The organism is Longimicrobiales bacterium, from assembly GCA_028823235.1.
Lineage (GTDB): Bacteria > Gemmatimonadota > Gemmatimonadetes > Longimicrobiales > Gaopeijiaceae > UBA2589.
Genome location: JAPKBW010000010.1, coordinates 27,988 through 48,550, shown reverse-complemented (window position 1 = coordinate 48,550; position 20,563 = coordinate 27,988). Strand labels below are relative to the sequence as shown.

The following is a 20,563-nucleotide window of genomic DNA, read 5'->3' as shown; positions in this document are numbered from 1 at the left end:
ATCCCGACTAGGCCGTCTGTGCAAAGCAGGTAGGTATCGTCAGGAGCGGACTGGCCAGAAGGCACCTGCGGATGGGGGGCTCCTCGAGCCCCAGGCACGGTGTCAGCAGGTGGGCGTAGGGGTTTCGCCGTGCCTGGTCCGGGCCCATCACTTGTTCTCGATCTTCTGTTGGACCCAGGTGTCGTCACGTGTGATCTGAGCCAACACTCCGATCCGGAATAGATAGGCGGGTGAGTCGCCAACGTGGACCGCGACGAAGGCTCCCGCCTCCCCGTTGGCGACCATCGCGGTCAGCGTCGCGCCCATGCGGGCCAGGTCAGGCTCGACTTTAGCGTGAGCCCGGATACTCTCGTGCGCTGCTATGACAGCGTGCTCCATGGCGGACTGGACCCGCGATACGAGATCCCTACCGCCGCCCTCACTGTCGTCCGCAGTAACTCGAGTGTGACATCTGCTGCGATGCGACTCGCTACGTCTTCATCTGGGTGTCCGCTCACCCCGTCAGCGACGACGGCTACCACTTGTTACGGCGCCAAGCGAATGAGTCTTCGTTCCGCTGCCGGATTCGTCTGATGTCCGAAGAATCGGTGACAAGGAGGGAGTGAGGCAAGTCGGGGGGGCCGTAGGCACGAGGCCTTGGTACCGGACAGGGTGCAAGATAAAAAGGATAGAGGTTCTCTAGCAAATACGGGACTTTTTGACGCTCGGGGGTGGCGCGATGAGGAACTGGCCCCCATATGAAGGTTACTAACCTGTAGCGGTGTTGGAACTGTTGTACCGTGGTGCAGAATCGAGGCCTGTAAGGGCTCAGATTCGCGGTCCTGCGACGGTCGGTTCGGTAAAGTTGGCAGGGTCGTTTTAGTGAATCGACTTGACATCTTTGTCCTGAGCCCCAACGATAGACGGCTTAGGATGGGTCATTTATTCCTGATACCAAGTGCCTCTTTGGACTGTCGGATGGCCGGCGAACGAGAGAGCACCCCCATGGAGAACAAATAGCGATGGCTGCTGCCCCGACTACGAAGCGTCAGAAGCGTCGGGGAAAGGGCAATGTCCTTTCCGGCTTTGATGCCAGTGTCGAAGAGCAGAGCGCCCTCGATCAGTACCTCCGAGATGTGAGCCGCCACGAGCTTATCACGCCTGAGCGTGAGAAAGAACTCGGTGCTCTTGCCCAGTTGGGCGATCAGGAGGCGATCCAGGAGCTCGCGCGAGCAAACCTGCGCTTCGTCATTAGCGTCGCAAAAAAATATCAGAACCGAGGCGTCTCCCTCACGGACTTGATCCAGGAAGGGAACGTCGGCCTCGTAACCGCTGCCCGGAAGTTCGATCCCGAGCAGGGCGTAAAGTTCATCAGTTATGCGGTCTGGTGGATCCGTCAGGCGATCCTCGCATCTTTGGCCAATCACGGCCGGGCAGTGCGGGTGCCGTTGAATCGCGCTAGCGACTTGGCTCGGATTTTTCGTGAGAAAGAGCGTCTCAAGCAGGAGAAGGGGCGTGAGCCGACGACGGAGGAGTTGGCTGAGGCAACACATCTGACTCCTGAGCTGGTCGAGTCCCTTCAGACGCTGAACGCCGCCGAGATTCGTCTCGACGCACCGATCGGAGACTCTGAAGATTCACAACTCGTCGAGCGCTTCATTACAGAGGAAGCCGCCGAGCCCGAGGTGGAAGTCGAGAGCCGTCTCCTCACAGAGATGATCACGGCTGCGCTTTCGACGCTTGAAGCGCGTGATGCGAAGGTCTTGAGGTTGTATTTCGGCCTCGAGGGCGAGCGTGAGCATACGCTGGAAGAGATCGGCAACATGCTGGGGGTGACGCGTGAGCGGATCCGCCAGTTGCGTGACCGTGCACTTCGCCGTCTCCGTGAAGGCGAAAAAGGCACCGCGCTGGAGTCGTTCGCGGCGTGATAGTCACCGGGACCTGGTCCCGATAGCTGGTATATGATCGAAAGTCGATCGATGAGCCCCCTGTCTGGACTGCAGTCCCGGCAGGGGGCTCGTGCGTCCACGATACCAGGCGAGAAGGCTAGAGCGTGACTGAGCCGCGGCGGGTGTCCGGTACGATTCACCGGACGGGTGGGGGTGTGTACGTTGTAGCGACGGCAGACGGTCCGCACGTCGAGGCGTCGCTGCGTGGACGACTCAAGAGGGAGGTCCGCACGGGGGGGCGGGTTGTGATCGGTGACCGCGTAGAGATCTCTCCATCGGATGACACCTGGACGATCGAGTCGGTTGAACCCAGGCAGTCCGAGCTGGTGCGCCGTGGTCGTGGGGGACGTGAAGCGAAGATACTGGTTGCGAATCTCGATCGCGTCTTCGTCATCGTTGCTCTCCGCGGGCCCGTTGCAACGACGCAGCTGATCGATCGACTGCTCGTTCTGGTTGAATCGAGCGGGATGCAGCCAACGCTCGTTCTGAACAAGTCCGACCTTCCCGACGCGGAAGAAGTTGAGCGGCGGCTTCGGCCGCTATACGAGTCCGTCGGCTACGACGTCTTGGTAACGAGTGCCAAGTCGGAGGGCGGCCTCGCAGAGCTTCATGAGGCGATGTGCGCCGGTTCGTCTGCCTTCATCGGACCGTCCGGCGTAGGAAAGTCGTCGCTGCTCAATGCCATTGATCCAGCGCTGGATCTGAAGACCGGTGCATTATCGAAGAAGACCGGAACTGGCCGACATACCACGGTCGGGTCTCGCTTGATCGAGTTAGCATGCGGCGGACTCGTGGCCGACACACCGGGCTTTGGAGATGTCGGGCTATGGGCCGTTCCACCGGATGAGGTCGAAGCCTGCTTCCCCGAGTTCGCGGAAGCGAGAGACGGCTGCCGCTTTCGTGGCTGTGCCCACCTGAATGAACCGGACTGCGCAGTCCGTGACGGAGTCGAGCAGAGTCATATCGCCGAGTCCCGATACGTGAGCTATCAGACCCTGAGGGCGGAAGCGGAAGAGAACGCAGTCCGCTAGTCGTGCTTTGCGGCGGCTCTTGGTCAGCCTCCTGCGGCTGAGCTCGATCCACAAGAATCCTGGAACGTTCGAGCCCAGGTCCCATCCCGCCGTCCAAGAGCTGCGAACCAACGCCGGTTGGCTCCGAGGACATCCAGCAGGATCTCGTCAGTCCCGTCGTTATCCCAGTCCAGATGATCGAAGTAACGCGGTGCGCCCTTACCCTCGGCGTCCACTTCGCGATACCAGGAGTACGCCATGTCGTACTCCGCACCGTCCTGTTCTCCGATCACGAACAGTGCGTACGCGCGAGGGCCTGGCGGTGCGATTGCCAGCTCGTCCTCGTGCATGAAAGTTGCCGCGACCGCCTCACCTGGCGCGTGTCTTAGCTGATAAGCCTGGATGTGGTCGCGGGCGTCGAGCATGCCCAGCGGTGGATAGACTGCTGAGTAGTCGCGCAGCGCATCGCCCGCGATCGTGAGAGTGGCGACTCGCTGGTCGTACTGGTGTCTGATCGCGCGATAGGGCTCGTAGGGACGAGGGCTCACATCCGATGCCGGCATGGCGAGAAGGCGCTCGGCACCTGCCGCACTCGGCACCAGTTCGACCACGCCCGAAACCTCCGTACGTGAGCCACAGAATCCCTGGGCTGGGCCCGAGGCCTCTGTCACCATCCGACCCACCCGAACTCCATCAGAAAACAGGACCCACTCGGTTCCCGGTGCGGTCAACGCGGCAAGTCGACCTTGGTCCTCTGGAAAGCGAGCGTCGGGGAACTCTCTGAGCACGTCAGGATGAACCTCCCCCACCACGACGAAGTCAGCCCGTTCTCCGTTCCGAATGCCAGCCAAGAGCAGGGGCCCCGAATAGTTCTTCGGGCCAGGCGGGTCGTTTTGCCCAGCTTCGACGCTGACTGGACGCGCAGATTCCGGGGGAGGCTTCAACTCAACGTCGATGCCGCCCCACTCTACATTGTCGCAGCCGGTACCCACGGTTAACATCACCGTGAGCATGAGTAAGTGCTTTCGCATCAAGCCCTTGGGGTCGGTACGCACCCGGATCCGCAGTTGGATCCTGAGGTTCACAACCTAGCGTTGCCCCCCCGGTGAGCAAGCTGATAATGGACGGTCCTCACGAAGGAAAAGCCTCGCTTCGCGAGGTCATGGGTTCTTATCCGACCGGCGTCACGATCGTTGCGGCGCGGGAGGACGGAGGCTTGCCATTTGGTCTCACGATCAATTCGTTCACCTCGGTGTCGCTCGACCCACCACTGGTACTGATCTGCATTGGGCACACGTCGAGCTGTCACGACCGATTGGTCAGTGGTTCGCACTTTGCGGTGAATGTGCTTGCAGGGGATCAGTCTGTGATCGCTTCGAAGTTTGCGAGCGACCCTTCAGATGGCCGATTTGACTCCGTCGAATGGTCGGAGGGGCCGTCCGGTGCGCCGCTGCTTGAACACGCGGTCGCGGCCCTCGAGTGCTCGATCCAGGAGATCCTCAGTGGGGGTGATCATTCGATCATCCTTGGGCGAGTGACGCACGCCACAGTTTCGGACCGGCCTGCTCTGGTCTTTCATCGTGGGCGTTTTTCGATAAGTGGGGACTAGGAGTGGGGGCCGGGGCGGAGGTCCGTCCTCCACGGTGTGGTTTTCTGCCCGCTCTGCTTGTGGGGGCCTCTGCGGCGGTTGCCGCTGAGGTAGCAATGGCAATTCTTTTGTACGATGGCGTGGGGCTGGTGCGCTCGCTCACCACGATTCTTGCGGTCGAGGCTACTGCGTTCGCCGGTGGCATGTGGAGCGCCCCGCGAGGCGATCATGACCTGGTCGAGCGCCTGCGGCGCCGGTGGCTGCTTTGCATGCTCGCGTATCTCGCCGCCGCGGTCTTTGGGACACTGTGGGGCATCGAGGTGCTGGGTGAGGCCCGGTGGGTGCGGGGCGCCGGACTTGCGGTACTCGCTGCACTCCCGCTCTACTCGGCCGGGAATGTGCTTGGCGGACTGGCGGTTGCGGCGAGGACCGATCTGGGTCGACGTCTGACGGGCCCCGGCTCAGCGGCTGCAGTGGGCGCCGCCTTTGGCTTTGTCCTTACGGGATTCCTCCTCCCGCGTGCGCCGGTGCCGGCATACCTGCTCGTAGCGTGCCTCGTCATGCTCTCTCTCGGTGGCATGATCTTTGGGACTGTGCTCGCTTCGAGAACTGACGTCGAGGAGCTCGCCCGGCGGCCGGCTCGCTCGGGGAGTGTGTCCGTTATCGTCCGCCGCCGACCCGCTGATGACCTCGCGGCGCTGGAGCTTCGGGAGGACATGCACATCAGGCGCGTCATGCCTTTCGAGCCAACGCGCCGGCTACCCTGGGATGTTGTTGTTACACGCCAGTTACTACCTGATCTCGATGTTTCGATCCGTATCGTCTTCATCGGAGGAGGTGCCTCGTCCGCGCCCCAGGCGATTGTAAGCGAGCACCCGCTCGCCAGTGTGGATGCCCTAGAGCGCACCGGAGCGGTCGTCGAGTTGGGGCGAGATCACTTCGGCACCGGGCTGGCCATCGAGCGGGGCGACCGGCTCTCGGTCTACGCGGGCAATCTCGATGATCTGATCGAATCGCTAGAGCCCGAGTTTGACATCGTAGTGTTCGATCGTGCCGCACTGGCGCCCATCGGCGGGGTGGGGGCTCTCTCGAAGGCGAGCGTGACTCGCCTGAAGACAGGATTGAACCCGGGTGGGCTCTTGGTCTGGGGCCCTCGCCGCCCAGAGCCAGGAGCGCCCGAAATACCCGATGGATGGGACCACGTACAGTATGAGCGATCTGATGCCGGGCGTGACGAAACCGAGGTTGTCCTGTTATGCCGAGGCGATGACGGCGAATGGCCGGAAGCTTTCGACGAATTTCGGAGACTATCAGCTGGAGGGCCCATCGGATGATCATCGCGCATCTGTCCGACCTCCACCTTGGCTTCCGGGCACACGGAAGGGTCGAGCGTGGCGCGGACATGCGGGAACGAGACGTAGCCGCAGCGTTCGAGCGGGCCGTGCAAGAAGTTGTGCGACTCAAGCCAGGGGCCGTCGTGGTGGCTGGCGATGTGTTCGATCGACCGGACCCACCTGCCAGCGCGGTGGTCGCCTTGGCTCGGGGGCTGGAAACGCTGCGTGTCTCTCTACCCGAGACGACGGTGTTCATGGTGGCCGGGCCGCGGGACACGTCGCGGCGGGGTGGTGAGCCAGGGGCGCTCGCGGTCCTCGATACGTTCCAGAATGTCGAGGCGGCGACCGGCCTGACTCGATCGGTATCAATCGAACGTCTCGGCCTGCACGCCTGCCTGGTTCCGTACCGCGCTGTTCGGCGTCATCAGCCGGCGATCCCGGATCCCGATCCGAGAATGAAGTGGAATGTTCTGATCATGCACGCAGAGGCGGGTCGAGGCTCCGATGGCGGGGTTCTGGTTGATCCCGCCGAGTGGGACTACGTCGCACTGGGTGGAGAGCATCGACACACCAAGCTCAGCGATCGGGTGAGATATCCGGGGTCTCTCGAACGAGTCGCGCTCGATCCGTGGGACGAGGCGGCCGACGAGAAGGGCTTCCTCACCGTAGATCTCGCGACCGGCAAGGTGAGTTTCCACGCGATTCCCGGACGCCCCGTCGTAGCCCTAGCGCCGGTTAAGATCGTGACCGCTGACCCCGATCGCGTTCGGCGAAAGGTGCACGAGGTACTCACCGAAGTCCCCGGTGGGATCGCGAACAAGATCGTCCGGATTAGACTGCAGGGCGCAGCCCCATCCGACTTGCTCGCTCTCCAGGGGGAGCCTCTTCGGGCCTTTCGCGGTGAGGCTCTTCATCTGGCGATCGAGGCGGGCAAGGATATCAACGTGCCTTCGGAGGCTTGGCGGCCTGTCGATGCCCCAGCCCTGGTTCGGGACGTGGTCCTCGCCGAACTGACGCGGGACGGCACGGACAATGCCGAGGCTGCTCGGCTCGTGGCTCAGGTGATCCCCGACTTGAGCGAGGGACACGAAGAGACCGCACACGGCCAGATAGACGCCCTGGACGGAACGCTTCCTGGGGCTGGTCGCTTGAGCACGTCGATTCCCCTAGGACTGACTGCGATTCTCGGGGGCGGGGGGCGCTCTCGTCGTGCCGTAACAGACCTGTACCTGAAGGCCGGGAGGACAGGACCTGACGGAGCGATCCGGAGATGGTGGTCTGGCGTCGAAGCGGAGACGCTCGATGGCGCGCTTCGTCGGGCAATTGATGCCGTGGCCGAGAGTCGAGGGCTCGGGCTGATCGACGCGGCGCTCGAGGCACTAGGCGCTCATGCGCCGGAACCGACACCCGACCCGACCATCGCCGCCCGGCCCGCACGCGGTGCCGTACGGATCGATCCCGATGTAGTCGCTGCGGAGTTCAGAAATGCTGGACAGGAACTGATGTCCACCCGGGCAGACGTAACTGAGAGCGATGGCGACCTCGAGGTCGCCACCATGGACTGGCATCGAGAGCGGCAGGACGCAGAGACGACGTTGTTCGCATATCGGGATCGCGCCCGAGAATTGCGGGCGAGAATTCGTCGAATGGAATCGATGGGAAGTGAGGCTCCCTGCCCGATGTGTGGCCGTGTCCTCGAGTCACACTACGATGAGGTGCTTGATGAGCTACGCGACGAATGGGAGTCTGTCGTACAGGACGGAAGCTGGTGGAAGAGTCGCTGGGAGCAGCTCGAGCCCAAGCCGGTTCACCTCCAGGAGCTTGAGCGTCGGTCACTCACCCTTCATGCGGCGCTCGAAGCAGGGTCGGAACGTGTTGAGCTCCTGCGAGCTCGACTGCGGGAGCTGGAGGGTTCGCGCACGGACCGGCCGATATCGTTACCGGAAGGCGCTGCCGGAGATGTGGTCTCTGCCCTCCTCAGGGTACGGTTTGCGCGCCGTGCACGCGCCACAGATATGCTACTGGACCGTGCTTCGAGATTCGTGTCGCGGATCTCCGGTGCGCGCATTCTGGCGATGACCTGGGATGACGACACCGTTCATCTGCAGGGGAGTGTCGGAGTGCTGACGCCACTGTCTGAAGAGGACCTCGCTGCGGGTCGAGTCGCCATCCGTCTCGCTGCTGCTTCACTGGTCGCGGCGCGAGGACGGATCGTGGCCTCCATTCCGATTGAGCAGCCCTTCGATCGTCTGGATCAGGAGGCTCGCCTGCGGACGCTGCTCCTTACCAAGGACCTGCTTCAGGAGGTGCCGCGAATCGTCCTGTTCAGCCGCGGTGACGTGGTCGAGGCCCGGCCAGAGCTGTTCGACTATGTGCTCGAGGTCCGCGAGGAGGGTTCGCTGTCAGGACCTATGTTGCGCCCCGCTCCGGCCGGTCCTGGTCGAGTGACTTTGATGTCTTCTGTCGGTCAAGAGCCCTTGAAAACAAGGGGGCATCGGGCAGGTTGAGACTCGTGCTCAGTGCACGAGTCGGGCAGGGGTCCGAACCTGTAACGTTTCCGTCTCACTATTCGTCGTAAGAGATGTGGAAGGCGTGGTCAGGCCCCCCCCTCTACGTTGGACGATGTCGAAGCTTTTTCTGATGATGAACTATCTCGTATCTGCTATAGCCGTTCTGGTGACGAGCGGCGGCGGTGCCTAGTTGTGGCACGGGAGTTGGCGGAAACGTCGAATCGAGGCGCACCGATGCGCTGAAGTGCCGAACCCGCACCATTCGCCGACTGGTGTGCGAAATCAGGAAGACCGAGGGAGCTGGGGCGACATCAACACCGGCGTATTGCATCCCCTGAACGCGGACGAGGTCGGCCGGGTCCTCGATGTCGTCGATGTTTACGGCATGAAGTCGCTCTCCTCACGCGACAGGCTCTTCCTCGACAACATGACGGCCTCGTGTCTTGCGATTTAACGAAGGCAAGTACCGCCGTCGCGAGATTTATCCGCCGAGCGCTGCCGTCGCGACAATCTCAACTATGTATGGGTCAGGGAAGTTCTTCACCGCTACGATCGCTCGAGCGGGTTTGTGATCGCCCATGACCTCTGCATATGCCTCGTTGACCTCACCCCAATAGTCGATGTCCGAGACGTACACCGTCATCCGGATGATAGATGTGAGGCTTGAGCCAGCTGCCTCGAGTACCGTCGACACGTTACGGAGGGCAGTGCGGGTCTGCTCGCCTGCACCACCCAGGGGGGTGTCTGGGGTGGCCGGGTCCTTGCCGAACATTCCGGCGACGTAGACGACCCCTCCGTAAACAACGGCCTGACTGTAGTGCCCGGCCGGCGTGGGGCCGTCGGGAGTGGAAACGATTTTCATCAGCCTTTCTGGTCCTTAGGTTGTCTGTGGCGAGCTTCTTCCGCCGCGGCGCTACCGCCTGTACGCCAACAAAATCGCGGCTGCCATCGATTGGCGCGACCCTCGACCGCATCCGCGACGATCTTCCCGATCATCGGTGTGAATTTGAAACCGTGGCCGCTACCACCGGCGGCCACGACCAGTCCCTCTCTTTCCGGATCTCGATCGAGCAGGAGGTCACCGTCGATGCTGTCGCAGTATAGGCAGATTCTGGAGTCGATGACGGGAGCTTCGGCGATCGATGGAATCGACTCTCTCAGAAAGTCGCGGGCTTTCTCGATGTGGCCCGGCCCGACCGTGCCGCGCTGGGATGGGTCGACTACAAGACCATCACTGTGGTGCCCGAGCTTGAATCGGCCGTCGGCGAGAACAGGAAAGCCGTACCAGCCGCTTCCCGAGATGTCGGCGGAAAAGGGCGGGAAGGCGGAGCCACCAAACGACTCGGTTCGATTGACGGCGAAGTGAACCACCGGCTGGGCGACGGCCTTCATCACCTCGGATAGCCATGGTGCTAGAGAGGGCGTCCAGGCACCAGCGCACAGGACGACCGAATCGGCCTTGATGGTTTGCTCGCTGTGACCGGTACGAACGAGAGCACCACTCACGCGGGACCCGTGGCTAAGGAGTCGAACGAACGTGCCGGTCATCGTTTGCACGCCGCTGTCCACACACTGCTCGAGGAGGTCGGCGACTACGGCCCCGCTCTCTGCCCAGCCTCCGCGAGGACTCATGTAGCCATCAGGGTATCGGTCAGAAGACCATTCCGGGTGATGGCGTGCCATATAAGCGCTGTCCACTCGCTGTGGCTTGTATCCGCGCTCCGTGAGAACACGATGGCTCTCGTACTCGAAGCCGCCGGCTCGCATCTGTCCGGGGGCCAGCACCAGGAAGCCTTCTTCGTGGTAGAGAGGTCGAGACCAAGCTCTATTCCACTCATCCCAGATGTCGAGAGCTGCTTCGGCAAGTTCGTGATAGAACACGTCGGAGCCGTAGTCCATTCGCAGCATCTTGCTGATGTCCGTGGACGATGCCTCGGGATGTGGCGTAGGCCCTCGGTCAAGAATCGTGACCGCGAATCCACGGTGTGCGAGCTCGAGGGCGGAAACTACACCGAAGGCTCCGGCTCCTACGACGAGGGCCGTTGGCTGATGTCGCCTCAATGTGTCCAATCGGGGCCCTGGTGGAGTAGGTTGTGCGCGGCGCGATGCGCCGCCTCCGTTACTCTGTAAGCGACACGAGTCTCATGCAAATCAGGATCCTGTCCGGTGCTGATGTCCGCGCTGCTATCGACATGCCGGTGGCCATCGAGGCGATGCGCCAGGCATTCGCAACGCTGTCCGAGGGAGGCGCCACAGTCCCTGTCCGACTGCCGCTCGAGTCCGAGCATGGCGTCACACTTTTCATGCCCGCCCACTTGAAGGATACCGGAGTTGCCGGCGCGAAGGTCGTGTCTGTGAATCCCGGAAATGCCGCGGAGGGGCTGCCGGTGATTCACGCCGTTGTGCTTGCGATTGATCCGGTGACAGGACAAACCACAGCGGTCATGGATGGGACCTGGCTTACCGCGCTGCGCACCGGAGCAGTCGGCGGCCTAGCGGCCGATTTGCTCTCTCGCCCGGAGTCCTCGACGGTTGCGTTGTTCGGAGCCGGGGTGCAGGCGCGCACGCAGCTGCAGGCGGTCCGATGCGTGCGGGAGATATCGGAGGTGAGGATCGTGTCGCCAAGTGGGTCGAGCGCCGCGACGCTGGTCGCTGAGCTCGAGGGCGTTGCTGCGATTCAGGTGACTGACCCTGACGAGGCAGTGCGGGGAGCGGACATTGTGATCGCGGCCACGAGCAGTGTTGTGCCGGTGTTCGACGGAACCAGCATAGAGCCAGGCACGCATGTGACGGGAGTGGGTTCGTTCACCACCGAGATGCGAGAGGTGGACACGGCTCTGATTCAGCGTGCCCGGGTCATCGTCGATCAACGAGAGGCCATCATGGACGAGGCTGGCGACATCGTGGGTCCGATCCGTGATGGAGACGTCGATGAATCCGTAATGGCGGGCGAGATCGGGGAGGTCGTGCTGGGTCTTGTCGCGGGGCGCACATCACCGGACGAGATCACGTTTTTCAAGTCGGTGGGAAATGCTGTTCAGGACGTAGCAGTCGCGTCCAGAGTGCTTCATGCAGCCGAGCGGGAGGGGCTTGGCGTGCTGGTCGACCTCTAGAGCGCGATCACGCGATTAGTGGATCTGGATCGCTCGATCAATCCAACGGACAGCGATCAACTGCCCGCCGGTGTTCCTAGCTGCAGCCACGCTTCTGCCTCGATCCGGTACTGCTCTGCGGCTTCGATGTTGGCGGACTGATTGGCACCCTGCATGAGTGCCGTGTAGACCCATGAGTAGTAGTTGGGAATACCAAGCGTCGCAATATCCGGCCAATGATCCCATTCATGTGGGATTCCGCCGCGGTGCACGAAGACCTCCTCCATAAGGATCTTGGTCCTTGCTTCGTCCAGCCAGTTGCCGGTCACGCTGCTGTACGGTGACGGCTCAAGCGCCGTGGCTGCCTCCATGCTGTCGGTCAGCGCACCGTCGTTCATACGGAAAGCGAGGCCCTGCCTGACCAGATAAGGCTGCACGCCCAGGGAGATTGCTGCGTTTCCGCTGGAAGCGAAGTAGATCGGGCGATCGTCGATGGACTCGACCATGAGCGTGAGCGCGAATCGCTGCCACGGAGCCAGGTACTGATCGCCGGGAAGCCGGGCTTGCACTTGACCGATCTGGAGGGTGACGGCCTGATCAATTCGCGAATACGCCGCCGCCGCTTCCTCGATCTGCTGATCGTCGAGCGGGATGATCGACTTGGTCGGCGTCATGATCTGCGCGACTACGATCGACGTCTTCCCGTTCGCCTGACCGGCGTCGGTCACGTAGGCAGCGTCTGTATTCTCGAACGTGTACGGGCGCTGACACTGGATCACGGTCCAGTCGTCGGACGGGTCGACACCCACCTCGCAGGGCGTGGTGAGGTCGCGAAGCTGCTTCGTGTACCACGCAGTGTTCAGGTACGACGTGACCACCACCGTGACATCGCGGCGGATACCCTCCACCTCCTGCAGATACCAGAGCGGGAAAGTGTCATTGTCGCCGTTGGTGAAGAGCACCGAGTACGGTTCAACACTCATCAGCAGGTTATATGCCCAGTCGCGCGCTGAGTAGTCGTCGTTCCGCGAGGCCCATCCCCAGTTGAACACAAGCGGGATGCACGCCATGAGTAGAATTGGACTGACCTTCTTGAGGGTGCTCCCTATTTCGCGAGCCGCTTCCTGCCACAGCGTCGCGATGCCCATGCCCGCCCAGAGACCCCACACCGAGAAGCTGACGATGAAGAAGTAGTCACGCTCACGTACCTCATGGAGAGCACGGTCGGCTACCGGCGCCTGTAGCGAGTAGCCGTACTTGAAGTTCATGTAGTAGAGCAGCGCGACTGACAGCGTCCCGAAGAGTGTCGCGAGGTAGATGAAACTGGCCTTGTCGCGCCGGGCGTGCTCAATAGCCCCCCAGACGCCGAAGCCGGTGAAGAGCATCGTGAATGGGAGTCGGATACGTGGAAATACCGTATCGTCTCCCGCCAGTGACCGGGCCCACTGCCAGTCGAAATACTGCAGGTAGTTCACGAACTGTGACGACAGGGCAGCCTGTCGAGGCACCAGCGGTGGCTTCGAGTACTGATCGCGGCTGATCGCCTCAGCGAGCGCGACGCACCCGGCTTTCCCGTACGTGACCACAGCACCGATCGCCGATCCGATATCCGGGCACGTTGGCGCGGCTTCGTTGATGACCGGACTCAGTCCCGCACGAATCGGCAGGAAGAGATGGATGGTGAGCCCGAGCATGGCCGCCCCGATTCCTGCGACGTAGAGCCGCCAGTTCAGCAAGGACTGGGGGTGCACATACAGAATGAAGAGGCCGATGGCGGGCGCCGCGAGAAAGGCCATCAAGTGGTTTCCAACGCTCAAGGCGAGAACGAACGCCATGAGAATCAAAAGGTTGTCGTCCTTCCCCTTCCCGAGGTTCTCCTGCCACCGGACTGCCAGCCAGGAAAGGAGCGCGATGGTGAGAAGCGAGACCGTATACACCTTCTCGTTCACGTTCGACTGATTCCAGACGGTGTAGGCTGTCGAGCTGACTAGCACTGCCGCAGACGCACCGGCCAGACGGAAGAATCGGTCTTCCGAGAAGAAGCGCAGTACGTGGTGGACGACCAGGAACCAGAGCCCATGCGCGGACGCACTCATCAGGGCGCTGAACAGATTGATCTTCACCGCAGCCGTGAGGCCGAGCGGAGTCAGAAGAATGGACCAGGCCCGTGCAAGCACGACGAAGAGAGGATTCCCCGGAGGATGGGGAATGCCCATGATCTCGCCCGTAGCGATGTATTCGCTCGTGTCCCAGAACGCGGTCGTTGGAGACAGGGTGAGCGCGTAGAGCCCGAACACCATGCCCCCGGCGATGGCAGCCGCCTGGTAGGGCGGCTGGAAGTCGTCGTCGCTCGCAGGCGACAGCTTTTCGTCAGAAGAGGTCATACGTGCTTGGATCGCATGAGGTGCCCACAGGGCTGTACTAAGCCTCGAAGATAACCAGTCAGGTGTTGGTCGCCTGTGTCATGTGAAGAGTGCCCCAGCGGTCGACCTGGAGCTGCCACTCCGGTGGGACCCAAGTCGTACCGGAGTACTCTTGGACAATGAGAGGGCCATCGAGAGTGTGACCGTTTCTCAGGTCGGTGCGCCAGACGCTCGTCGCCTCATGTTCGGTGCCCCCGAATACGACCTTGACGCTAGAGATAGGTGGAGGGCCGTCGGTTGGCTCGATCGGTGATTGACCGAGCTCCGGCTCGGGACCGGTCACAGTGACGCGAAGAGTGACTGCTTCTAGAGGTGCCTCGTCTCGTCGGTATCCGTATCGCTCCTCATGGGCCGTGTGGAAGGCCTCTCTCCAGCCGGCCTCAGGTACTCCGAGTTCAAAGCTCTGCCCCTGGTACCTGGCGTCGATCCAACGTTCCGAGACGAGTATGGAGGCCGCGAGCCCCTCTTTTTCCATTGCGGCACGGGCGCCGCTCTCAAGTTCGTCGAGTACCGTCGAGAGTCGGGCGTCCAGATCGGGTTCGTTGGTGTCCAGCAGCACCGTGCGAGAGACCTCACGCGTCACGGGTGAAGCCAGCATTCCGTACGCGGACAGGAGGCCTGGGTCCGGGGGGATCAGGGCCTTGGAGGCACCCACTCGGTCAGTGAGCTCAGCTACGTGAAGTCCGCCAGCGCCCCCGAATGCGACGACCGCGAAGTCGACCGGATCATATCCACGCTCGACCGATATGACTCGAAGCGCGCGCTCCATGGCGGTGTCAGCGACGGCGAGCACTCCTTCTGCAGCCTCATCGAGGCTCTTGTTGAGCGCCTCCGCGATCTCGCGCAGTGGTCCCTCCACCGCTTCTCGATCCAGAGTGCGATCGCCGCCTAGAAAGGCCGCAGCGGGCAGCCGGCCAAGCCAGACGTGAGCATCGGTGACGGTGACCGCGGTGCCGCCGTTCCCATAGCAGATCGGTCCGGGCTGCGCTCCTGCACTCCTGGGTCCGACCCGGAGTGCGCCGCCCGCGTCCACACGGGCGATCGACCCGCCACCTGCGCCCACCGTATGAATGTCGAGTACCGGGATCGCGGCCGGTTGGTCCGCGATCGAAAACTCGCGCGTGCGAAGGGGCCGTCCGGGACACAGGGAGACGTCGGTCGAGGTACCGCCCATATCGAAGGAGATGATGGAGTCGTGGCCTGCCCGCTTCGCCCACGACAGAGCGCCGACAACGCCGCCGGCAGGTCCTGAGAGCACCGTATGCACTGGCTCGCGCCGAGCTCGATCGATCGGCAGGGCGCCGCCGTTTGACCCCATGATCGTGACACGCCTCGCGCCCGCCTCATCAGCGAGGCGGCCCAGGTATCGGTCCATGAGAGGGGCGACGTACGCGTTGATAACGGTGGTCGATGTGCGTTCGTATTCTCGAAATTCCGGCACGATCTCGCTCGACACCGAGATCGGAATCGAATCGTCGCTAAGTCCAGCTTTTAGGGCTTCCGCTACTGCGCGTTCGTGCGATGGATTCGCGTACGAATGGAGCAGTGAAATCGCGACAGCCTCTGCGCCACGTTCGGTCGCTTCTGCTGCCAGGCCCATGAGCCGGGCCGTATCCAGAGGGGCGATCTCTTCACCATGGGGGCCGACGCGTCCTGGGACACCGATGCGATCCTCGCGCGATACGAGGGGAGGGAGGCGATGGCCGACCAGAGCGTACAGCTGGGGACGGTCTTGGCGACCGATCTCGATCACGTCCTCGAAGCCCTCGTTGGTAACCAGCATGACACGTACGCCACGACGTTCGAGCAGGGCATTAGTCGCGACGGTCGAGCCGTGCAGAAGGTCGAATGTCGCCGATTCTCCCAGAATCTCTCTGATGCCGTCGAGCACCGCCTGCGAGGGATCGTGTGGAGTACTCGGGACCTTGAGTGTTCGAATATTTCCTGACTCGAGCAAAACGAGGTCGGTAAAAGTGCCACCCGTGTCGACCGCGAGTAGCGGCGTTGACGCCCGTTCCGGTCCGCCGGACATACCGGCGCTCATCGGTTGCCCTCCTTCGGTGACGACTCGAAAATAGGTGCTCCCCTCATGCGGCTCTTTCCTTCCTTCGATCGATTTTCCGCCATGGCCGAGGGTGCGATCCTCGTGCCGGTCTGGCGGGAGTTTCTATTCGATGTCGATACGGCTGTTACGATGTACGCGAAGCTAGCGGAACCGCCCTTCGGATTCCTCCTAGAATCCGTTGTGGGCGCCGAAGAATGGGCCCGTCACTCCTTTCTCGGAAGTGATCATGGGGATGCCTAGAGACTTTTTTGGCTGCAACGTTGTGCGCCAGATTGAGCAACTGCGGGATGCTCTCTTCGTGTTCAGCCATGTGGTGCTCACAACCGATAACGTGAAGGGTCAGCCGATGGCGATGGCGTCCGTTGATGTCGCCGTGGCCGCGGACGAGTTTCGGGGAGCGTATCAGATTCCTGTCGAATGAATCCAGGCGGTGATCGATTGATTTGAGTCGCCCGCAGCAGCACCTCCGTTGTCTCTGGCCTCAGAGCCAGGCGCGGATCTCGATTTCAGCAGTTCCGCTCTCCAGGGGCCGTTCGATGGGGGCCCTGGGGTCCCGGCTTCCCTTCAACAATTCCATCTTCGCGAAGTCCATCCAGGTCTGCGCTACGTCATCCTAGGCTGAGCTACTTAATGCCGACTTCCTGGGGCGTGGTGAGGCGCCTGCACAGCATCGACTAGACCTAAGCCGCAAACGAATCCGGGCGCCTGGTACGCGATTCGTGAAACGTGCGGTTAAGGTACCGTGCAGTAGGAATTTGGCGGTTACGACCCTCGCGGGGTGATCTCCATGGCCCGAAAAGTTTGGATCACTCGCCCAGCTTTTCATAGAGCAGGGCCAGCGCACCGATTCCCTTCTCGTAGTTGTCGATCGGCAGCCACTCGTCAGGGGCGTGCAGGTTGCAGCCCGGGAGGGAGAAGCCGACCAGAAGTGCCGTGGCTTCGAGCTTCTCTTCGAATTCCACCACGATCGGGATCGATCCACCGCCTCCCATCGGTACTGGCTTGGTCCCGAAGGCCTCCTCAAGGGCGGCACCTGCTGCCTCGAAGGCCCTTCCCGACACACTCGCTTTCCAGGGCCTCCCGCCGTGCAATTCGACGATCTCGACCGAAACGCCGATCGGTGTCACGGAACGCACGTGCGCCTCGAGAAGCTGTTTGACCTTCTCTGGATTTTGATCGGGCACCAGGCGGAAGCTCACTTTGGCCATCGCGTGATTCGGGAGCACCGTTTTTGCGCCCTCGCCCGTATAGCCGCAAAGGATCCCGCAAACGTCGCACGTGGGGCGGATCCAAAGTCGTTCCAGCGTTCCGTACCCTGACTCGCCGGTTAGCTCCGCCACCTCGAGGCTCTTCGCATATTCGTCGTCAGAGTGCGGAAGCGAGCCGATTCGGGCGCGCGTTTCCGCGTCCCAGTCGAGGACGGCATCGTAGAAACCCGGGATGGCGACCCTGCCATCTGCGTCGTGCAGCGAAGCGATGATCGCGGAGATCGCGTTGCCTGGATTCGCCACGGCTCCGCCGTATTCACCCGAGTGTAAGTCGCTGTTCGCGCCGTGCACATGAATTTCGAAGTAGGCGAGGCCGCGAAGAGAGAAGCCAACTGAAGGCCGACCTTCCGCGTACATCCCGGTGTCGGAGATCAGGACCACATCGCACGCGAGTCGGTCAGCGTTCACTTCGACGAACGGCACGAGGTTGGGGGACCCGATCTCCTCTTCCCCTTCTGCGAGGACGACGATGTTGATCGGAAGCTCCGAGCCCGTGGCGAGATGGGCCTCGAGCGCCTTCACGTGCATGTAGAGCTGCCCTTTGTCGTCTGCCGATCCGCGGGCGTAAATCCGACCATCACGCTCGGTCGGCTCGAAGGGCGGGGATGTCCACAACTCGAGCGGCTCGGGTGGCTGCACGTCGTAGTGACCGTAGATCAGCACGGTGGGTGCATCAGGGCCGGCTCCTCGCCACTCGCCGAGAACGATTGGATGCCCGGGTGTGTCGATGATCTCCGACGTCAGGCCCGCTGCGATCAACTTGTCGTGGAACCACTCCGCAGTCGCGCGCGTGTCCCCGTCGTGCTCGGACTTCGCCGAGATCGATGGGATGCGGAGGAAGTCGTATAGCTCGGACCGAAAGCGCCCAAGGTTGTCGTCAATGAAGCGAAGTGCATCCGACATGAGTGCCCGTCAGCGGTTGCGCGGACCAAGGTCCGCTGGTCATACGCGAGGGCGGTGCTGCGTCGTCGGATCCATGGACCCGACTTGGACTCAGATGAGCGTCCGCAGGCCCCAGCGGTAGATGAACGTCATCAGGAGCGCGAAAAGCACCGCTCCAGCCATTCCGCCGCTGCTCAGCGCGAGCGGATCGTACAGGTGGAAGATCCCCACGCCAAGCATGCCACCAATGACGGCGGCAAATGCACCGAGAACGGCAATGATCTGAGCATGTCCGGGTTGTTCCTCCGGGCGGCTGATGACGGCTCTCATCACGAGGCCGATCGAGGAGCCCATAATGATCCAGATGGCGATGCCGATCCAGTTCTGCATAGCGGATACTGAGGTGTGTGGGTCGTTCCAAGGCGCAAGATCACGCCACACGAAGTTACCCGAACATTTTGGGGAGAGCCAGACCAAGTGGGGTGTTTGACTGGCCCGGTCGGTCCTTGTTCATTCTGTGATGGCTGACGAAATCATCGACCTGACCCGCTACATCAAGCGGGAACCCGCAAGCGATCTGTCACGAGGGTCGATGGCACTCTGGGGAGCCGACGGTGAGCGATCGGGTTTCGCGCTCCCACTCTGGAGAATCATCCATCTTTCACAGGCGGAGCGGGGCCTGATCCTGTGGTCCTCGATCAAGGACCCGGGGGCGACCGCCGCGTTCGTGGCACTAGACCTCGCTGCCGATCCGGCTCGGACGGAGGTTGACACCGCTCGCCTCCCGCGTTTTGGGCCGGAGGATGGGCCGTCTCTCGTCGACCTGGAGGCCGATGGACTGGTTCTGTTTCTCGGGGCCGACGATGGACGAATCTGGACGCTCTATGTGGACGGCGGGACCACTCGAACGACGACGCTTCCCTCGACCACGAGAGAGGACATCATCTTCCTCGCAGGGGAATGCGCGGGTCTACTCTTCCTGCGAGAACTGGCCAGCGAAGTGCTCGAAGGCGACTAGTCTTCGCCCATCCGACGCTTGAGTTCCTCGAGCGCTGCGTCGACGTCCAGCTCCCTTGGGACAGGCGTGTCATTGATGTCCACGCGGAACTCGGACGGCTGGTCGAGTTCGTCAAACGCCTGAGCCGCCTCAGCTTCTGCCTTGGTTCCTCCGATCGCTTCTGCCATTCGGTCGAACTGAGAGAACAGGTCATTTGCGGCTGAGATGCTCTCACGGGCATCCGTGCGTCCAGGCGTCGCGGTCAGGCTGTCGCGCTTCTCGCGTGCCGCATTGAACTGCGCACACATCTCTTCGACAGTCCGGACACGGAAGACCAGTTCCTCTTCCAACGCTGTGCGCTTCTTCTGCAGGACGGTGATATACCCTTCAGCCTTCGTGGCAAATTCCGCCGCAAGCTTCACGGTTTCGTTGTCATCGATCTCCCGAGCCATCTCTTCCCGGCGGCGAGCGGTCGCAACCTCGTCCGACAGGCGCTCGATGTGCTCCATCGTCTTCGTGATTTGATCTTCGAGGCCGGAGACTTGGGCCTTCTCGCTCGCAAGCTCGCCTTTCATGCCGGCGAACATCTGATCGGCTGTGCCGGACACGTTATCGCGGCTCAACTCCTTGTTGAAGTTGTCGAGCGCCTCCTTGAAGGCATCGCGCAGGTCTTCGAACATCGGCCCAACCTCCGAGCGATTAGCGGCGTATGACCGCCGAAGCAGAATCGTACCTCACTCCAGGAAACGAGTGGGGTGGGTGCTTCAGTTCAAATGGGGTTCGATGCGCTGGGCGAAGGAGTTTCGAGCCCTGTGGAGGCGACTCTTGACCGTCCCGAGGTTCACGCCGGTAATCTTGGAGATCTCCTCGTAGCTCTTCCCTTCGAGCTCACGCAGCCGGAAAACGAGTCGATGATGCTCGGGCAGGGTCTGGACCGTGTCCTCAACCAGGCGACGCAGGTAGCGCTTCCGATAGAGGTCATCCGGACGCATCGAGAAATCCTCGAACTGAATCGGCCGGTGATCGTCGTCCCAGTTCCCGGTCAGGCGCTGGAATAGCACAAGCGGACTCCGCGAACGATTCCGGAGCTCATTCTTCGAGAGGTTGCCAGCGATGGTGTAGACCCACGTGGAGAACTTCTTGGTGGTGTCGAACCTGTGGAGGTGTCGCGTCACGCGAATGAACGCCTCCTGCACGAGATCCTGTGCCCGATCCGCATCGCCTGTCTTGCGGGTGATGAAATGAATCAGGCGATCCCGATATCGGTCATACAGGCGCTGAAACGCGCCTGGGCGGCCATCGAGATGGGCCGTTACGAGCTCTTCGTCGGTGAGGTCGTCGAGGGGACGTTCAGCTAAAATCTGGCTCACGTTATCTGGATTGGTGTTGACCATGGGTCATATCCCAAAGGGCGGAGCCAGCCACGGGTCAAATCGTAGGAATGCTTAACCTATAAGATGTCCGAA

20 protein-coding genes are annotated in these 20,563 nt (G+C 61.9%); 10 read left to right on the top strand and 10 right to left on the bottom strand.

Features of this window, described 5'->3' with window-relative positions; translation table 11 throughout:
* Positions 1-147: 147 nt before the first annotated feature.
* The gene (locus OSA81_07590) at positions 148-378 is read right to left on the bottom strand and encodes a hypothetical protein (GenBank protein ID MDE0898863.1); all 231 of its coding nucleotides are present in this window, start codon (positions 376-378) and stop codon (positions 148-150) included.
* 623 nt (positions 379-1,001) lie between these two features.
* Here OSA81_07590 and OSA81_07585 point away from each other — a divergent pair.
* Complete coding sequence (locus tag OSA81_07585; GenBank protein MDE0898862.1) at positions 1,002-1,907, top strand: RNA polymerase sigma factor RpoD/SigA; 906 nt, start codon at positions 1,002-1,004, stop codon at positions 1,905-1,907.
* 125 nt (positions 1,908-2,032) lie between these two features.
* Positions 2,033-2,959 (top strand): ribosome small subunit-dependent GTPase A, encoded by a 927-nt coding sequence (rsgA, locus tag OSA81_07580; protein MDE0898861.1) that lies wholly within the window; start codon positions 2,033-2,035, stop codon positions 2,957-2,959.
* 23 nt (positions 2,960-2,982) lie between these two features.
* On the opposite strand, the gene OSA81_07575 is transcribed toward rsgA, so the two are convergent.
* Positions 2,983-3,969, bottom strand: coding sequence for a hypothetical protein (locus OSA81_07575; protein ID MDE0898860.1), 987 nt, complete (start codon positions 3,967-3,969; stop codon positions 2,983-2,985).
* A 74-nt stretch (positions 3,970-4,043) separates the two neighbouring features.
* Here OSA81_07575 and OSA81_07570 point away from each other — a divergent pair, with 74 nt between their 5' ends.
* From OSA81_07570 to OSA81_07555, 4 genes are all read left to right on the top strand, one after another.
* Positions 4,044-4,547 (top strand): flavin reductase family protein, encoded by a 504-nt coding sequence (locus OSA81_07570; protein MDE0898859.1) that lies wholly within the window; start codon positions 4,044-4,046, stop codon positions 4,545-4,547.
* Positions 4,548-4,642: 95 nt separating this feature from the next.
* Entirely contained in the window at positions 4,643-5,860 is a 1,218-nt protein-coding gene (locus OSA81_07565; GenBank protein ID MDE0898858.1) for a hypothetical protein, read from the top strand.
* Entirely contained in the window at positions 5,857-8,367 is a 2,511-nt protein-coding gene (locus tag OSA81_07560; GenBank protein ID MDE0898857.1) for a hypothetical protein, read from the top strand. Before OSA81_07565 ends, OSA81_07560 begins: the two co-directional genes overlap by 4 nt.
* 247 nt (positions 8,368-8,614) lie before the next feature.
* Positions 8,615-8,824 (top strand): hypothetical protein, encoded by a 210-nt coding sequence (locus OSA81_07555; protein ID MDE0898856.1) that lies wholly within the window; start codon positions 8,615-8,617, stop codon positions 8,822-8,824.
* A gap of 27 nt (positions 8,825-8,851) precedes the next feature.
* On the opposite strand, the gene OSA81_07550 is transcribed toward OSA81_07555, so the two are convergent.
* Positions 8,852-9,232 carry a Rid family hydrolase gene (locus tag OSA81_07550; protein MDE0898855.1) on the bottom strand — a complete coding sequence of 127 codons (381 nt, stop codon included), beginning with the start codon at positions 9,230-9,232 and terminating at the stop codon, positions 8,852-8,854.
* A complete protein-coding gene (locus OSA81_07545; GenBank protein ID MDE0898854.1) occupies positions 9,232-10,431 on the bottom strand; it encodes an FAD-dependent oxidoreductase in 1,200 nt (399 codons plus the stop codon). The genes OSA81_07550 and OSA81_07545 overlap by 1 nt, the downstream gene beginning before the upstream one ends.
* Positions 10,432-10,514: 83 nt before the next feature.
* Between OSA81_07545 and OSA81_07540 the strand changes: the two genes are divergently transcribed.
* On the top strand, positions 10,515-11,483 hold the full coding sequence (locus tag OSA81_07540; protein MDE0898853.1) for an ornithine cyclodeaminase family protein: 969 nt from the start codon (positions 10,515-10,517) through the stop codon (positions 11,481-11,483).
* A 56-nt stretch (positions 11,484-11,539) separates the two neighbouring features.
* Here the strand turns inward: OSA81_07540 and OSA81_07535 are convergent, their stop codons facing one another.
* Positions 11,540-13,846, bottom strand: a complete 2,307-nt coding sequence (locus OSA81_07535) for a DUF2723 domain-containing protein (GenBank protein ID MDE0898852.1) — start codon at positions 13,844-13,846, stop codon at positions 11,540-11,542.
* 58 nt (positions 13,847-13,904) lie between these two features.
* Positions 13,905-15,929, bottom strand: coding sequence for a hydantoinase/oxoprolinase family protein (locus OSA81_07530; GenBank protein MDE0898851.1), 2,025 nt, complete (start codon positions 15,927-15,929; stop codon positions 13,905-13,907).
* 45 nt (positions 15,930-15,974) lie between these two features.
* Between OSA81_07530 and OSA81_07525 the strand changes: the two genes are divergently transcribed.
* Both OSA81_07525 and OSA81_07520 read left to right on the top strand, forming a co-directional pair.
* Complete coding sequence (locus OSA81_07525) at positions 15,975-16,190, top strand: hypothetical protein (GenBank protein MDE0898850.1); 216 nt, start codon at positions 15,975-15,977, stop codon at positions 16,188-16,190.
* Positions 16,183-16,371 carry a hypothetical protein gene (locus OSA81_07520; GenBank protein MDE0898849.1) on the top strand — a complete coding sequence of 63 codons (189 nt, stop codon included), beginning with the start codon at positions 16,183-16,185 and terminating at the stop codon, positions 16,369-16,371. The genes OSA81_07525 and OSA81_07520 overlap by 8 nt, the downstream gene beginning before the upstream one ends.
* A 385-nt stretch (positions 16,372-16,756) precedes the next feature.
* Here the strand turns inward: OSA81_07520 and OSA81_07515 are convergent, their stop codons facing one another.
* Entirely contained in the window at positions 16,757-18,121 is a 1,365-nt protein-coding gene (locus OSA81_07515) for a dipeptidase (GenBank protein MDE0898848.1), read from the bottom strand.
* Positions 18,122-18,211: 90 nt separating this feature from the next.
* Positions 18,212-18,490, bottom strand: a complete 279-nt coding sequence (locus OSA81_07510) for a hypothetical protein (GenBank protein ID MDE0898847.1) — start codon at positions 18,488-18,490, stop codon at positions 18,212-18,214.
* A 130-nt stretch (positions 18,491-18,620) separates the two neighbouring features.
* Here OSA81_07510 and OSA81_07505 point away from each other — a divergent pair, with 130 nt between their 5' ends.
* Positions 18,621-19,118 (top strand): hypothetical protein, encoded by a 498-nt coding sequence (locus OSA81_07505; protein MDE0898846.1) that lies wholly within the window; start codon positions 18,621-18,623, stop codon positions 19,116-19,118.
* Here OSA81_07505 and OSA81_07500 read toward each other — a convergent pair.
* Positions 19,115-19,777, bottom strand: coding sequence for a hypothetical protein (locus tag OSA81_07500; protein MDE0898845.1), 663 nt, complete (start codon positions 19,775-19,777; stop codon positions 19,115-19,117). The two genes, OSA81_07505 and OSA81_07500, sit on opposite strands and share 4 nt — an antisense overlap.
* An 84-nt stretch (positions 19,778-19,861) precedes the next feature.
* On the bottom strand, positions 19,862-20,467 hold the full coding sequence (locus tag OSA81_07495) for a sigma-70 family RNA polymerase sigma factor (protein ID MDE0898844.1): 606 nt from the start codon (positions 20,465-20,467) through the stop codon (positions 19,862-19,864).
* Positions 20,468-20,563: the final 96 nt, after the last annotated feature.